The organism is Flavobacterium reichenbachii, from assembly GCF_002217435.1.
GTDB classification, from domain to species: Bacteria; Bacteroidota; Bacteroidia; order Flavobacteriales; family Flavobacteriaceae; genus Flavobacterium; species Flavobacterium reichenbachii.
Window position 1 is genome coordinate 406,815 of sequence record NZ_MUHF01000019.1, and the last position, 16,929, is coordinate 423,743.

The following is a 16,929-nucleotide window of genomic DNA, read 5'->3' on the forward strand; positions in this document are numbered from 1 at the left end:
TAAGAAAATTATTTTGTATTAGATTATTTCTTCTGTTTGAGCATCCATTTATATATTTCAGGTTTCGTCTCATATAAATATTCAATTCCGTGGCCTTCATTTTCTAATCGGGTAAATTTGAAATTGTTTTTGGTTTCACACGATTCCAGACCTTTTGCGATTCTTTCGGTTTCTGCAATTGAAATTTTATCATCTGCTGTTCCATGAAAAGCCCAAATAGGAATTTTACTAAGATTACAGATTCTGGTTGTATCACTGTCGTTAATTCCACCGCAAAGCGCTGCAACTGCAGCAAATTTGTCGGGAAAATCCAAAGCTGTAATATATGCGCCATAACCGCCCATACTAACGCCTGTGATGTAAATTCTGCTTGTATCTATTCTATATTTTGATGATAAATCAGCATATAAAGTTTCAAACCAGTTTTCAGTCGACCAGTATTTATTATCAGGACATTGGGGAGAAGCGATTATAAAATCAAAATTTTTTCCTTTTTCTACTAAATAAGGTAAACCATAAGCCTTAAGTTTATTTAAATCAGTGCCTTTTTGACCTCCTCCATGTAGATAAATTACAAGCGGATAATTCTTAGTTTCTTTTGCATAGTCTTTTGGCAGATACAATAGGTAATCATATTTTGCGGCAGCTTTTTTCTGGGAATAGCTGTTTATGCCCAAAAGTGCTATTAAAATAATTAAAAAGCTTGATTTGTAATTCATTTAAATTGGATTTAAGCAGGATTATATTATACCTAACAGGTTTTTGAAACCTGTTAGGGTAAGCTTTTGCAATTTAAAAAAAGACAAGCAATCTTGGGGAGGATTACTTGTCTTTTAGGGTGTTATTTGGTTTCAATAATACTTATTGCGTATCCTCCGCCCGGAGCAGATAACTGCGATAATTTTGATTTATTAGTTACAGCAATTTTCTTGATCGTGTAAGCCTGCGGATTTGTTTTGTAGTGCGCATCTTTTGCATCAGCGTAAATTGTTGCTGTGTATTTTTTTCCTTTTTCAAGGAAACTGAAATCAATGTTTGAAGTACGAGAATTGTCTCCATTTACGTTGCCAACGAACCAGTTGTTTGTTCCTTTTGCTTTACGGGCAACAGTAATAAAACCTCCTGGTTCAGCTTCAATATATTTACTTTCAGACCAGTCTACAGCTACATCTTTAATAAATTGAAATGCATCTGGAAAACGGTTATAATTCTCTGGAGTATCAGCCGCCATTTGTAGCGGACTATACATTGTAACATACAATGCTAATTGGTTTGCCAATGTACTGTTTACATGCGATTTATTATCTGGATTCATTTTGCTGATATCCATTTCGAAGATTCCCGGAGTGTAATCCATTGGGCCGCCAATTAAACGTGTAAATGGTAAAACGGTAACGTGATTTGGTTTAGAACCTCCAAAAGCCTGGTACTCTGTTCCTCTTGCTGCTTCGTTTCCAATTAAGTTAGGATACGTTCTTGCAATTCCTGTTGGACGAACGGCTTCATGAGCATTTACCATAATTTTATAATCAGCCGCTTTTTCAATAGCATATTGATAATGGTTTACAATCCATTGGTTGTAATGATTTTCGCCGCGAGGCAAAATATCTCCAACATAACCGCTTTTTACAGCATCGTATCCGTTGTCTTTCATGAACTGGTACGCTTTGTCCATGTGACGCTCGTAGTTGCGAACAGAACCAGAAGTTTCATGGTGCATAATGATCTTTACACCTTTAGATTTTGCATATTCGTGGAGTCCTTTCACATCAAAATCAGGGTAAGGCGTTACGAAATCAAAAACATAATCTTTTGAGTGTCCAAACCAGTCTTCCCAGCCTTCGTTCCAACCTTCAACTAGAACAGCGTCGAAACCATTTGCAGCAGCAAAATCAATGTATTTTTTTACGTTAGCATTGTTTGCTCCGTGTGTGCCGTTTGGTTTTGCTTTTGAGAAATCAGAAACTCCCAATTGTACCGTTGGAAAATCATTTGTGTACGACCAAGAACTTTTTCCTGTAATCATTTCCCACCAAACACCAATATATTTTACAGGTTTAATCCAAGAAGTATTTTCAATTTTTGATGGATCGTTTAAGTTATAAGTCATTTTTGAAGCCAAGATTTCTCTCGCGTCGTCGCTTACCATAATAGTTCTCCAAGGCGAATGACTTGGTGCTTGCATATAACCTTTATCTCCTTTTGCATCTGGCGTTAACCAAGAAGTGAAAGTCATGTTTTTATCATCTAAATTCAAGTGCATGCAAGAATAGTTGATCAAAGCAGCTTCGTGTAAATTGATGTAAATTCCATCATTCGTTTTCAACATCAAAGAAGTCTGAACTCCTGTTGGAGAAAAGTTCTTTTGAGAAACGTTTGCCGTATATGCTTTTTCAGATAAACCTCTAATTTCAGATAATTTCGATTTAGTGTAATCGTATTCCTGAGTATCATAATCTCCCGGAATCCAGAAAGCGGTATGATCTCCAGTCATGGCAAATTGCGATCTTTCTTCTTTAATAGTGAAATACGTCAGGTTTTTTTGAGTTGGAAATTCATATCTAAATCCAAGTCCGTCTTCGAACAAACGGAAACGGATAATGATTTGTCTATCAGTTCCTTTTTGGTTTAAAGTTACAGCCAATTCATTATAATGATTTCTAATGTGGTCAACTTCTCCCCAAACCGGTTTCCAGGTTTCATCAAAAGTCGAAGTTTTGGTATCCACAACCGTAAAATCATTCAATAAAGATTTTTTGTCGTCTTTAAGTTCAAGACCTAATTTACTGTTTTTTACGACCTCTTTATTTTTATATTTTAAATTGTAAGTTGGAGTTCCGTCATTTTGAAGCGAAAATTCCATTACGAACTTTCCTTCAGGCGATTTTAACTGCTGCGCTTCTGCAATTGTGCTGACAGCGAACAAAATTAAACTTGCGAAAAATAAGTTTTTCATGTTTTTTAGATTTTAAGTTTATAGTAACGTATTGGTAGACGTAATCATTTTTAACACATAGAAACATAGTTTTAAATGTGTAAAAAGAATGCAAAAAAAAAAACTAGTTTCTTTACACATAGCCAAATATGTTTATTTTAAATAAGTGAAACGCCTTTTTAGAGTACTCTAAATATATGTTTCTATGTGTTTATGTTTTTTGCTAATTACCCCCTAATTTATGTATTAATTTATTTGTACAAATTTACTTGCAATTTCAGAATTTCCATTTACGATAATTGTTAAATCTTGATCGCCGTCTACAGTAAAAGTGGTTTCGTTGTGATTTACATCAACTTTTAGAATTTGGTTTCTGAAATTGATTTTAAACGAATACCCTTTCCATTCTTTTGGAATTTTTGGAGAAAAATGTAATTGATTATTTTTTACTCTCATTCCGCCAAAACCTTCTACAATACTCATCCAGGTTCCCGCCATTGAGGTAATGTGGCAGCCTTCTTCGACTTCTTTATTATAATCATCCAAATCCAGACGCGATGTTCTTAAATAAAAAGTATATGCCATATCCATTTTATCTAAAACTGCAGCCTGAATCGAGTGCACGCAAGGCGAAAGTGAACTTTCATGAACCGTAAATGATTCATAAAAATCGAAATTACGTTCTAATTCTTCTTTCGAAAAATGATCTTCGAAGAAATAGAAACATTGTAAAACATCGGCTTGTTTGATGTATGGCGAACGTAAGACGCGATCCCAAGACCATTTTTGGTTAATTGGTCGTTGTGAACGATCTAAATCTTTTACAGGAACTAAATCTTTGTCTAAAAATCCGTCTTGTTGAAGATAAATGCCCAATTCTTTTGAAGTTGGAAAATACATATTATCAGCCACTTTTTTCCATTCCTGAATTTCATTCGCAGAAAGCGTAACTTTCTCTAAAATGCGTTTGTGATCCGAAGGATATTCTAAAGCGACTTTAGCAATTTGTTCTGATGCAAAATCGATACACCATTTTGCAATATAATTGGTGTAGAAATTATTGTTGATGTTGTTTTCGTATTCGTTTGGACCCGTAACTCCAAGAATAACGTATTGATTTTTTTCTTTAGAAAAAGAAGCTCTTTGATGCCAAAAACGAGCAATTCCGATTAAAACTTCTAAACCTTTTTCTGGAATGTAGGAGTAATCTCCGGTATAACGGTAATAGTTGTAAATCGCAAAAGCAATAGCTCCATTTCTATGAATTTCTTCGTGTGTGATTTCCCATTCGTTGTGACATTCTTCACCGTTCATGGTTACCATTGGGTACAAAGCTGCGCCGTTTTTGAAACCCAAATTGTCTTTGGCATTTTCAATCGCTTTATCCAATTGATTGAATCTGTAAGTCAATAAATTTCTGGCAACCTGCTGATCTTTTGTTGCCATATAAAACGGAATGCAATACGCTTCAGTATCCCAATATGTTGATCCGCCGTATTTTTCTCCGGTGAAACCTTTTGGACCAATGTTCAAACGAGAATCTTTTCCTAAATAAGTTTGATTTAATTGAAAAATATTGAAACGAATTCCTTGTTGTGCTTTTACATCGCCGTCAATAGTAATATCTGACATTTCCCAGATTTTTGCCCAAGCATCAATTTGATTTTGAAGAAGTGCATCGTATCCTGAATTTACTGCCGATTTTATTACTTTTTCGGCTCCAGCCAAAGTGTTTTCGTGGTTCAAAGAAACCGTGTAACCCCCAATTTTCTGAATTGCTGAGGTTTGTCCTTTTGCAATTATAGTTCCGTAAGTATACTGAACTTTATCTGTCGTTGAATCGATTGTAGAGGGCGAAACATGAATATTTTCTCCGTTTGCTAAAATCGTATTGTGCATGAAAGTCGTAACTTTAAAATGCGTTTTAAAAGTCTGCGCGGTTACAAAAGCTTCGTTTGTACCTTTTTTTACTTCAAGCGGTTCCCAGAATTTTTCATCCCAGTTGGCATCTTCATTGGTAACTCCGGCATCTACATAAGGTTTGTAAACAATTTTTGCATCTTTGTTTAGAGGCGTAATTTCATATTTAATGATTCCGGCTTCGTCTAAATCTAATGAAAGAAAACGACGAACGTTTACGGCAATTTCAGTTCCGTTTTTTAGAGTTGCTTCAAAAGAACGATTGTACCATCCTTCTTTCATATTCAATTCTCTGCGGAAGTTTCTAACTTCTGTACAGGTATTTAAATCAAGATTTTCTTCATTGATTTCGATGTCAATTCCAATCCAGTTTGGAGCGTTTAACACTTTGGCAAAATATTTCGGATAACCGTTTTTCCACCAGCCCACTTTTGTTTTGTCCGGATAATAAATTCCGGCAATATAACTTCCCTGAAAAGTTTCAGCAGAATATTTTTCTTCAAAATTGGCGCGTTGTCCCATAGCGCCGTTCCCGATACTAAAAAGACTTTCAGATGATTTTACTCTCTCCGCATCAAATCCTTCTTCGATAATAGACCAATTGTCTGGTTTTATATAATCTTGGTTCATCTTTTAAATTAGATAATATGGCAATTTTTGGAATTAGAAAATGTGTCAATTTGATAATTAGATAATTATTTTTTGGCGCTTTTCTTTACCTTTTGAATTGCTTGGTTGTTCTACGTTTTTTTAAGGTGAAATAATTTGTCGATTTGATAATTAGATAATTCTCATTTTAGAAATTATCTAATTATCAAATTTTCTCATTGACTAATTAAATCGTTAATAAAGCTTGTTTCGATTTGGGTAAAATCTTTAAAAATATAATCAGCTTCATGTAAAATTGTTTCCTCACCAATTCCCACACTTACCATTTCTCCTATGTTTGCTGCCTGAATTCCGGCAACGGAATCTTCAAATACAATTGAATTTTTAGGATCAATATTTAATAATTGAGCCGCTTTTAAGAATACTTCAGGATCTGGTTTTGCATTGGTAACGTCGTTTCCGTCTACAATAACATCGAAATACGAAATGATTCCTGTTTTCTCTAAAATTGGCCTTGCATTTTTACTGGCAGAGCCTAATGCAATTCCTTGATTTTTATCTTTTAATAGTTTTAGAATTTTAAAAACTCCTGGAAGAATCTCACTTTCATCCATGTCAACTAAATAAGATAAGTAATCTTCGTTTTTTTGAATTAACCATTTGTCTTTGTCTTCCTGCGAAGCCTGAACATTTCCTAATTCAAGTATAATATCCAACGAACGAACGCGGCTCACGCCTTTAAGAAGCTCGTTATTTTCGTGTGTAAAATTTATGTTTAAAGATTGAGCGATTTTCTGCCAAGCCAAAAAATGGTATTTAGCAGTGTCAACAATTACTCCGTCAAGGTCGAATATGAATGCTTTTTTCATTATAATTGAATTCTTCTTATGATTTTTGAATAGTGTCGTCTACATCTTTTACTTTGTAAACCAAAAGAGCGGCAATTAAGAAACTTACTCCGCTTGTAATTAAGGCGTAAATAGCATCGCCGTTGTAAAGGTATTTTACAATTGGACCTCCAATAAGTGCATTTACAATCTGTGGAATAACAACAAAGAAGTTGAAAATCCCCATGTAAACTCCCATCTTTTTAGGAGCAATTGATCCTGCAAGAATTGCATAAGGCATAGCTAAGATACTTGCCCAGGCAACTCCAATTAAAACCATTGGTAATACAACCCAGTCTTCATTTGGCATAAAATAAATAGAAATTAAACCAATTCCTCCAATAATTAATGAGACTGCGTGAGTTGATTTTCTTCCGATTTTTTTAGCGATATAAGGCAAAAAGAACAGTGCAATAATGGCAGAAACTAAATTGTAAACTCCAAATAGAATTCCGACCCAGTCTCCGGCATCTTGATATTGCTGGCTTGAAGTATCGTTTAATGGTAAACCGTAAATATGATGTGCAATTGCTGGTGTTGTAAAAACCCACATTCCGAATAATCCAAACCAGGAAAAAAACTGCACCCAGCTAAGCTGACGCATTGTGGCTGGCATTTTTGCAAAATCGGTAAAAATGTCTGTAAGTTTTGACTTTTCATCAGAAGGAACATCGACTTCACTTTGTGGATCTTCAAAATTGGCTAATTCTTCAGGAGAATATTCTTTTGTTGTAAACAGCGTTACTAAAATTGATCCTATTAAAACTGCTGCTCCAATAATAAAGGATAAAGTCAGATTTAATGGGACACTTCCCGGAACTGTGCTGTTTGAAACATGAAAATACTTGGTTAAAACGTATGGCAATGCCGAACCAATTACGGCTCCAAAACCAATTAATGAAGTCTGAATACTGAAACCTGCTGTACGCTGATCAGTTCTTAAATTGTCACCTACTAGAGCGCGAAATGGCTCCATGGCAATATTGAAAGACGCGTCCATGATCATTAACATTCCGGCTCCAACCCATAAGGCAGGTAAAACAGAAATGAAGATATTAGCTTGCGGCATTAAAATTAATCCTACTGAAGCTAAAATCGCACCTACAAGAAAGAAAGGTTTTCGTCTGCCGAATCTCCCCCAGGTATTGTCGCTGTAATGACCAATAATGGGTTGCACTATTAATCCCATAAGGGGAGCAATAATCCAGAACCACGAAAGTTCATGTACGTCGGCACCAAAAATTTGAAGAATTCTGCTGGCATTTGCATTCTGAAGTGCGAATCCCATTTGTATTCCTAAGAAACCGAAACTCATGTTCCAAATTTCCCAGAAACTTAATTTACGCTTTTCCATTATCGTAATTTGAAAAATTATACGATAAGCGCTTTGCTTATCAAAACTTACTGTTTTTTTCGAAGTAAAAGTAAAAGCTTTGACGGCCGTAAAAGTATAAATTAATTTTAGATATATGCTAACAAAAAAGCCACAAATATTATTTATGGCTTTAGAATATGTTGATTTTAAGAAAATTAATCGGTTGATTCTCTTTTTATAAGATGTGTTTCTATCACTTCGGTAGTATAGTTTTCATTTTCTTCTTCTTCGTCATCGTGTCCGGCTTCGAGTCGTTCGATAAGCATTTTAGCTGCTTTATTTCCCATTTTTTCGCCGCTTTGGCTTACTGTTGTAATGCTTGGAGTGGAATATTTTGAGATGATTCCATCTGTAAAAGCAATTACAGCTAAATCTTCGGGAACTTTAAGTCCCATTTTGCTGGCTGTTTTGATAATAGTTACTGCAAAAAGTTCATTTACAGCAAAAACAGCGTCAAATGCACGATCGTGTAAAAGCTGACTGATCGTGATTTCGCAGGTATCTACATCTTCAATTTTAATAATTAAATCTTCGTTGAAAGGTAATCCGTTGTCTAATAAAGCTTTTTCGTAGCCATCGGTTCTTAGTTTTCCAACGCTTACATAATCGACAGTGGTTACTAACGCGATTTTTTTTCTTCCATTATCAATCAAACTTTGAACGGCTTCATAGGCTGCGGCTTTGTCATCAATAATTACTTTATCGCATAAAATATCATTGGTTACACGATCGAACATGACAACCGGCATTCCTTGATTAATAACTTCTGTAATGTGGTGGAAATCACCTTTGTATTGGGTTTCTTTAGAAAGAGACATGATAAAACCATCGATACTTCCGTTGGCTAACATCTCCATATTCAGGACTTCTTTATCAAAAGAATCATCAGATAAACAAATAACAACGCTATAGCCATTTTCATTGGCAACCTGCTCAATTCCGTTGATTACAGTGGAGAAAAAATAATGTACAATTTCCGGAATGATAATACCAATACTCTTGGTTTTTCGATTTTTTAAACTAAGGGCAATGTTGTTGGGTTTATAGTTGTAAAACTTTGCAAAAGCCTGCACTTTTAGGCGTGTTTCTTCTCCAATTTCCAGACTGTTTCTAAGTGATTTTGAGACAGTTGAAATCGATACATCAAGTTCTTTTGCAATCTGTTTTAGGGTGATTTTGCGTTTCATGATTTAAATTGAAATAAATCTAATTAATAATAAAGGTATCTTAAATTTTTATAATTGATAATTTTTGAGTGAAAAGATTACAAAAAATAGAAAGTTTTCAACACTATCACGTTTTCGTAACTCATTAAAAATTGTGATTGGTTGATCACGTTAATAAATTCATAATTTTGAAATTCGAAGTAAAATTAAAAACTTAACTAACAATCACAAACTCAAACTAATTTAAACAAAAAGTATGAAAACAATTTACAAAAAGTTGTTATTTTTATTCCTATTGTTGCCGTTTACTGTACTAGCTCAAAGTACTGTAACAGGAACTGTTCTTGATAAAGCAACAGGACAGCCAATACCGGGTGTAAATATAAGTGTACAAGGTGCTCCAGGTGGGTCATCTACCGGATTTGATGGAAATTTTCAACTATCAAATGTTAAAGCTGGCAATAAAATTGTAGTCTCTTTTATTGGCTACAAAACAGAAACTATCGACTATACAGGACAAAAATCGTTAAACGTTTCCTTAGAAGAAGATACCAATCAGCTTAAAGAAGTTGTGGTACAGGTAGGTTATGGTACTGTTAAGAAAAAAGATGCAACAGGTTCTGTATCTCAAATTTCGGCAAAAGAATTTAACAAAGGTATTAACGTTACTCCAGAGAGTTTGATCAGTGGTCGTATTTCTGGTGTTAATGTAACTGGAGGAGGAGCTCCTGGAGCAAAAGCAGATATCAGAATTCGTGGAGGATCTTCTTTAAATGCTTCAAATGAGCCGTTAATTATTTTAGACGGACTGCCTTTGAGTAATACTAAACCAGAAGGATCTACAAGTATTTTATCTACAATTGATCCTAATGATATCGAATCTTTTACTGTTCTTAAAGATGCTTCTGCTGCTGCAATCTACGGATCCAGAGCTGCAAATGGTGTAATTGTTATTACTACTAAAAAAGGAGCAAAAGGCGGAATAAAAGTTAATTTTAGTTCTCAAGTTGGTGTCAATACTGTAGCAAATACTGTGGATGTAATGAGTGCAGATCAATTTCGTGAATTGGTTAACACAAAAGGTACTCCGGCTCAGCAGGCTTTGTTGGGGAATGCAAATACAAACTGGCAAGACGAAATCTTTCATACCGCTTTAACAACAAACAATAATATCTCTGTAAGTGGCTCTTTATTTAATAAATTACCAGTTCGTTTATCTGTTGGAAATGTTGATAATCCTGGAATCCTAAGAAACACTTCTTTTGAAAGAACTACGACATCGATATCGCTAAATCCGGTTTTATTTGATAATCACTTAAAAATTGATATCAGCGGAAATTTATCTTTTGGTAAAAACCAATTTCAAGACGAGGGAGCTATTATTGGAAGCGCTATAGGATTTGATCCTACGCAGCCGGTTTATCAGGCTGGTTCTCGTTATGGAGGATATTTTGAATGGCTGGAGCCAACTGGAAACTTACCGTTATTACCGGCCAGAAATCCTGTTGCAAGATTGAATCAAGATGACAGAAGAGCAACTTCTACAAGAAAATGGGGGAATGTTAGATTAGATTACAAACTTCATTTCTTTGAAGATTTAAGAGCTGTTGTAGAAGCTGGTATCGACAGATTTGACAGTAGCGGCTATACTGAAGTAAGTACACAAAGTGCTTTAGGATATCAGCCAAAACCATTTAATGGACCAGATTATGTAAACTTAGGAAACTATTCAAGCTACACAGATGCACTTCAGAATAAAAATTTAAATGCCTATTTTAATTATATTAAAGATTTAGGTAAAATTAAAATTGATGCAACTGCTGGTTACAACTACCAATTGTTTCAAAGAGAAAAATACCAATCAGGAGAGACTAGACAGCCTAATCCTAATGAAGATGTTACTACTGAGCCGGATGTTAACTTACAATCGTTCTTCGGACGTTTGAATTTAGGGTACGACAGCAGGTATTTATTAACTTTAAATTACAGAAGAGACGGAACTTCTCGTTTTTCTGAAGATAACAGATGGGGGAATTTTGCCGGTGGTGCTTTTGCATGGAATTTATCTGAAGAAGCTTTCTTAAAAGATAATGCGACTTTTTCAACTTTAAAATTAAGAGTTGGATACGGAACTACAGGTCAGCAGGATATTTCTGCTCAATATGATTATTTGCGAAGAGTAACTTTGGGAACAATTAACTCTCAGTACGTTTTTGGCAACACTGTTTATTCAACAGCGCGACCAGAAGGATATAATGAAAATATTAAATGGGAAGAATTGGCAGAGGCTAACGTTGGTATTGATTACGGATTCTTCAACGATAGAATTACAGGATCGATCAACTATTTTGATAAAAAATCTACAGATTTATTAGCAGATATTGCAGTTCCTGATGGTGCAAATATTAGAAATCAAGGTTTCTTTAATATTGGTAGTGTAAGAACTAAAGGGGTTGAGTTTAGTATTGCATCTGATATTGTTAAAACGGATAATTTGACTTGGAATGTAGCTTTTAATACTACATATATCGATCAAAATATTTCTGAATTAGGAATTACAGTTCCAGGTTTTCAGGGTTATTTAACGGGAGATAATATAGCTGGTGGAAATGGAAATAAAATCCTTATCAACTCAGTAGGATTTGCACCAAATTCATTTTTTGTATACGAGCAATTATATGATGCTAACAAAAGACCAATTGCAGGAGCTTATGCTGATAGAAACGGAGACGGAAAAATTGATGCAGGCGACCGTTACAGAGCTGGTAAAGCAGCGCCAGATTACACTTTTGGTTTGTTTTCTACTTTAAACTACAAAAAGTTTGATTTTACAATGAACTGGAGAGCAAGTGTAGGAAATCATATTTTTGACAATGTAAGTTCTAATTTGGGTTATTCTGATGCTGGATTAAGAAGACAAACCGATTTGTCTAACGTAAGTTCAGATTACTATAACACTGGTTTTACTTTTGAAGATAACGGAACTTCACGCTATTTGTCTGATTATTTTGTAAAAGATGCTTCTTTTATAAAATTAGATAATGTTACTCTTGGATATACTTTTGATAAAACAATTATTAAAGCTGCTTCTTTGAGATTTACAGCAGGAGTTCAGAATGTTTTTATTCTAACTAAATACAATGGTTTAGATCCTGAGAAATTCAACGGAATTGATAATAATGTTTATCCAAGAGCAAGAACATTCTTGTTCGGAGTAAATGCGAATTTCTAATAGTAGACTGAAAATCAAAAATTTAAAAACAAACAAAATGAAAATATCATTTAAATATATATCTTATTTTTTCCTATTCGTTTTAGGATTAAGTATGACGCTTACCTCGTGTACGGACGATTTAAACGTGACGCCAAAGGATGATGATGAATTTTTATCAGAGACCTTTTTTAAAGATCCCGCATCGTACAAACAAGTATTGGCTAAACTATACGCAGGTTTGTATGTTGGAGGTAATGATGGTGATGGAGATGCTGCTATTCCTGGTAGAAATCCGGATATTGCAGGACTTGGAGGTGACTTTAGCAGTTACTTAAGATTACTTTTTGTAACACAGGAATTTTCTACAGACGAGGCTATTATTGCTTGGGCAGATGGTACTTTGCCAACAATAAATGCTCAAACTTGGGCTCCGGCTAATGAGTTTTTAGAAGGAACATTCTCAAGAGCATTTTATCATATTAGTGTAGCCAATGAATTTTTAAGACAAACTACAGATGAAAAATTAACAGAAAGAGGTGTTGATGCTAATTTGAGAACAGAGATCGCTGCATTTAGAGCTGAGGCTCGTTTTTTAAGAGCTTTCTCTTATTATAATTTAATGGATTTATTTGGAAACGTGCCAATTACAACAGAAAATGATCCAGTAGGATTCTTTTATCCGGTACAAAAATCAAGAGCAGAAGTTTTTGCTTTTGTTGAATCTGAATTGAAGGACTTAGACAATAGCTTAGTAGCTTCTAGAGCAAATGAATACGGCAGAGTTGATAAAACGGCGGCTAAATTTTTATTGGCGCAAATTTATTTAAATGCTAAAGTATATACAGGTACAGACAGAAATAATGAAGCTGCTTCATTGTGTAATGAAATCATTACCAGTTCAGGATATACTTTTGCAAATGTTCCTTACCGTTACTTATTCTCTGCAGACAATAATAGAAATGGTGCACAATCTGAAGTTATTTTTCCAATTGTTGGAGATGGTAATGCAATTAGAGCTACAGGTGGAGGAATGAGTTTTATTATGCATGCTTCTATTGGAGGCAGTATGGATGCAGCGTCTAGAGGAATGGACGGTGGATGGCAGGGAATTAGAACTCGAAGAGAGTTTGTGAATCTTTTTCCTGACGAAACTGCAACTGCAGACAAAAGAGGAACATTTTATACAGCTGGTCAATCAAAAGATATTAATAATGTTGCAACTTTTACAGATGGTTATGCTGTAACAAAATACATTAACAAAAATTCAGACGGTTCGGCTGCTCAAAGAAATGATATTCCGGATATTGATTTTCCAATGTTTAGGTTAACAGATGCTTATTTAATGTATGCTGAAGCAACTCTTAGAGGAGCAACTACAGGAAACATTACGACAGCTTTAGGTTATATCAACCAAATCAGAAGCAGAGCAAATGCACAAGCAATTACACTTCCTGAGTTGACACTTGATTTTATCTTGGATGAAAGAGGAAGAGAGTTATTTTGGGAATGTCACAGAAGAACTGATTTGATTCGTTTTGGAAAATTTACTGGTAGTTCTAAAATTTGGCAGTGGAAAGGCGGTTCTGTAAATGGTAATGCTACAGAATCATACAGAGACTTAATGCCTATTCCTGCAAGAAACATTCAGGCAAATCCAACATTGAAGCAAAATCCAGGATACTAACATCTTAATATATTAAAATGAAAAATATATATAAAATTTTAATCGCATTTATTGGTGTATTGGCAGTTTCATGTAACGCTGATGATGTAGATAACAGACCTGTTATTGATGCAGGAACTGCTCCGGTATTATTAACACCGCAATCTAATTTTAGTATTGTGCTTTCTAAAGAAACGGAGAAAAATATTGCTGCAAAAGTAACATGGAACAAAGCAACCTATACTGGAACTCAAACCATTGTTAATTATACTATTCAAGTTGCAAAAGCTGGAACTAATTTTGCTGCTCCGATCACTGTAGCTACTACAACTGCAGTCTCTAGAGAATTGACCGTAGAAGAATTAAATTCTGCATTAGTTAATGGAGGTTTTGTTGAGAAAGAAGTAAACAATGTAGACATCCGTATTAAATCTGTTGTTGGAGCTGTAGGGCTTCCTCAATATTCTAATAGTTTTACTATCAAAGCGACTCCTTATCATATACCGCTGGCTAGTTCTCATCGGTTAGTTGGTGCTGCTACGCCAGGAGGATGGTCTTGGGATGGAGATGCTGAAACAGAATTTCCTTTGGTAGTAGGGCAGACCAATATCTATCAGGTTACTATTGTTCTAAAAAGCGGAGAAGGTTTTAGAGAGTTCTTAAAAAATGACTTTACAAGCGGAGGCAACTGGGGTACAAGTAATAATTTCAAATATTATGTAGACAACGGATATACTATTGACTCAGAGTTAGTAAATGCAGGTGATGGCGACAATAATTTTAAATATACAGGACCAACAGGATCTAGAGTTTTTAAAATTGATAATGTTGCAAAAAAGATAACAGTAGATTAATTTTTAATCTTACAGATTTGGTTTCTGGTTGATAACGCAAAAGGGCTGTTCTATTGAAAAATAGACAGTCCTTTTTATTTGTTGTTTTTACTTATTTCTTTTTATGGTTATATTCTCCAATAACGGCAAAATAACCAAAAGTACCTAAGCCCAAAACAATGAGCGGTGTTAGAATAAAAAGAATAATAATACCAAATACCAAATCGTCTTGCTGGTCAGAAAGCAGTTTGGGTAAACCAAATTCGAATACACAGAAATATGCAGCGGCCACCGCAAGTATAATCCATAAAACGCCTAAAATTTGTTTAATCGTATTCATATTTTATAGTTTACAGGTGAGTAGTTTTATTTTTGTTGTCAATATAAATCATTCCAATTACAAAGCATATCGAAGCTATAATAATGGGATACCACAATCCTTCGAGATAAAATTCAGATTTTCCAGATTCTTTGGCATGTGTAACAAAATAAGTGGATATAGCCGGAAGTAAACCTCCAAAAATTCCATTTCCTACATGATAAGGAAGAGACATTGAAGTGTATCTGATTTTGGTCGGAAACATTTCTACCAAAAATGCTGCAATTGGACCATATACCATAGTCACAAATAGCACCTGAATGAAAACCAAGAAAATCAACGTCCATTCGTCTCCAGAGTTGATGCTGATTATAATATTTTTTTGAGATTCTTTTTTGCTGGAAAAATCTGTTTTCTTTTCGATGTATGTAGTTCCGTCAGTATAGGTTTTTGAAATTGTAGTTATTATGTCGCTGTTTTTCTTTTTTTCGATGTTTTGTGATGTCTTTTCTACAATCTCAGTTTTGTAACTTATGTCTGTTGTATTGTACATCATTTTGTAAATAGGCCTGTAGAATAAGATCGCAAGCAGCATTCCGGTCATCATAATATATTTACGGCCTACTTTGTCACTCAGCCATCCAAAAACAATAAAAAAAGGTGTTCCCAATAACAGCGCAATTCCCAGCAGACTGTCAACCTGCGAAGAATCAATATTCATTACGGTTTTCATAAAACTCATGGCGTAAAACTGTCCGGTGTACCAAACGACACCTTGTCCCATTGTAGCGCCAAATAAAGCCAGTAATACAAATTTTAAATTATATCGGTTTCCAAAACTTTCTTTTAACGGATTTGTGCTTGTAGTGCCTTCTTTTTTCGCTTTGGCAAATACAGGAGATTCATCCATGTTTTTTCTGATCAAATAGGATACGCCGACCATCACGATCGAAACCCAAAACGGAACACGCCATCCCCAAGAATCAAAATCTTCGCTGGAAAGTACATTTTTGGTAGCCAGAATCACCATCAAAGAAATAAAAAGACCAACAGTAGCAGTAGTCTGAATCCAGGAAGTCCAATAGCCTTTTTGTCCTACAGGTGCATGCTCTGCAACATAAGTCGCCGCACCGCCATATTCTCCGCCCAGTGCGAGACCTTGTAATAAACGCAGAATCAGAACTAATAATGGGGCTAGAAAACCAATGGTTTCATAACTCGGAATACATCCAATTAAAAAAGTAGAACCGCCCATTAATAATAAAGTAGCCATAAAAGTATACTTACGGCCTATGATATCACCCAATCTCCCAAAAAATAAAGCTCCAAAAGGCCGAACTACAAATCCGGCAGCAAAGGTTGCCAATGTAGATAAAAATGCTGCTGTAGGATTATCACTGGGAAAAAATTTAGTTGAAATTACAACAGCTAAACTTCCAAAAATATAGAAGTCATACCATTCAATCATTGTGCCCATAGAGGAGGCTGAAATAACTTTCCAAATTCCTTTAGTTGAAGTCTTACTCATAAAGCGATCTGTGTTTTTAACAATAAATAAAATCGTAAAGTATCATTTTACGAATATATAAGATATTTTTTTATTTAGTTGATACTTTTTTAACAAAAACAAATTAATTGTTGACTTTACACTTGATCGACTTTTTTAACCGCAAAGTACACAAAGAAAAAAAGAAAAGTTGCGCAAAGCTTTACTAACGTTATGTAAATATTTGCAACTTCAGATTTAATCTCGGATCAAAACAAAAACCTGTGGAATTTTATATTAATTTTAAACGCAAAGTACGCTAAGGTTTAATTTTACTTTACGCATTTAAAAAGCAAAGAATGCAAAGCAAGATCCACACAAAGCTTTGTGAACTTTTTTTTAAACCACTCCGATAAAAAATCTTAGTGCACTTTGCGGTTAAATTCATTCTTTTATAGCTTCAAGGTTTTTTCTCTTTGTAGTAAAATTTTTCAGGAAAGTATTAAAAACAAAAAACCCACT

11 protein-coding genes are annotated in these 16,929 nt (G+C 34.6%); 3 read left to right on the top strand and 8 right to left on the bottom strand.

The features are described from left to right. Positions 1-23: 23 nt before the first annotated feature. From B0A68_RS16940 to B0A68_RS16965, 6 genes are all read right to left on the bottom strand, one after another. Positions 24-719, bottom strand: coding sequence for a carboxylesterase family protein (locus B0A68_RS16940; RefSeq protein ID WP_051892691.1), 696 nt, complete (start codon positions 717-719; stop codon positions 24-26). A gap of 122 nt (positions 720-841) precedes the next feature. Next, positions 842-2,956, bottom strand: a complete 2,115-nt coding sequence (locus tag B0A68_RS16945) for a glycoside hydrolase family 97 protein (RefSeq protein ID WP_035686274.1) — start codon at positions 2,954-2,956, stop codon at positions 842-844. Positions 2,957-3,181: 225 nt separating this feature from the next. Then, positions 3,182-5,485 (bottom strand): glycoside hydrolase family 65 protein, encoded by a 2,304-nt coding sequence (locus B0A68_RS16950; RefSeq protein WP_035686272.1) that lies wholly within the window; start codon positions 5,483-5,485, stop codon positions 3,182-3,184. 194 nt (positions 5,486-5,679) lie between these two features. After that, positions 5,680-6,336, bottom strand: a complete 657-nt coding sequence (gene pgmB, locus B0A68_RS16955) for a beta-phosphoglucomutase (RefSeq protein ID WP_035686271.1) — start codon at positions 6,334-6,336, stop codon at positions 5,680-5,682. A gap of 13 nt (positions 6,337-6,349) precedes the next feature. Continuing rightward, positions 6,350-7,705, bottom strand: a complete 1,356-nt coding sequence (locus B0A68_RS16960) for an MFS transporter (RefSeq protein WP_035686270.1) — start codon at positions 7,703-7,705, stop codon at positions 6,350-6,352. A gap of 176 nt (positions 7,706-7,881) precedes the next feature. Continuing rightward, on the bottom strand, positions 7,882-8,913 hold the full coding sequence (locus B0A68_RS16965) for a LacI family DNA-binding transcriptional regulator (RefSeq protein ID WP_035686268.1): 1,032 nt from the start codon (positions 8,911-8,913) through the stop codon (positions 7,882-7,884). Positions 8,914-9,148: 235 nt separating this feature from the next. Here B0A68_RS16965 and B0A68_RS16970 point away from each other — a divergent pair, with 235 nt between their 5' ends. The 3 genes from B0A68_RS16970 to B0A68_RS16980 are packed head-to-tail and all read left to right on the top strand — an operon-like array spanning position 9,149 to position 14,623. After that, entirely contained in the window at positions 9,149-12,124 is a 2,976-nt protein-coding gene (locus tag B0A68_RS16970) for a SusC/RagA family TonB-linked outer membrane protein (protein ID WP_035686265.1), read from the top strand. Positions 12,125-12,161: 37 nt separating this feature from the next. Then, entirely contained in the window at positions 12,162-13,790 is a 1,629-nt protein-coding gene (locus B0A68_RS16975; protein ID WP_035688310.1) for a RagB/SusD family nutrient uptake outer membrane protein, read from the top strand. A gap of 17 nt (positions 13,791-13,807) precedes the next feature. After that, entirely contained in the window at positions 13,808-14,623 is an 816-nt protein-coding gene (locus tag B0A68_RS16980; RefSeq protein ID WP_051892689.1) for a SusE domain-containing protein, read from the top strand. A 91-nt stretch (positions 14,624-14,714) separates the two neighbouring features. Here the strand turns inward: B0A68_RS16980 and B0A68_RS16985 are convergent, their stop codons facing one another. Both B0A68_RS16985 and B0A68_RS16990 read right to left on the bottom strand, forming a co-directional pair. Continuing rightward, the gene (locus B0A68_RS16985) at positions 14,715-14,942 is read right to left on the bottom strand and encodes a DUF6814 family protein (protein ID WP_035686262.1); all 228 of its coding nucleotides are present in this window, start codon (positions 14,940-14,942) and stop codon (positions 14,715-14,717) included. 10 nt (positions 14,943-14,952) lie between these two features. Continuing rightward, a complete protein-coding gene (locus tag B0A68_RS16990) occupies positions 14,953-16,449 on the bottom strand; it encodes an MFS transporter (RefSeq protein WP_035686259.1) in 1,497 nt (498 codons plus the stop codon). Positions 16,450-16,929 lie beyond the last annotated feature (480 nt).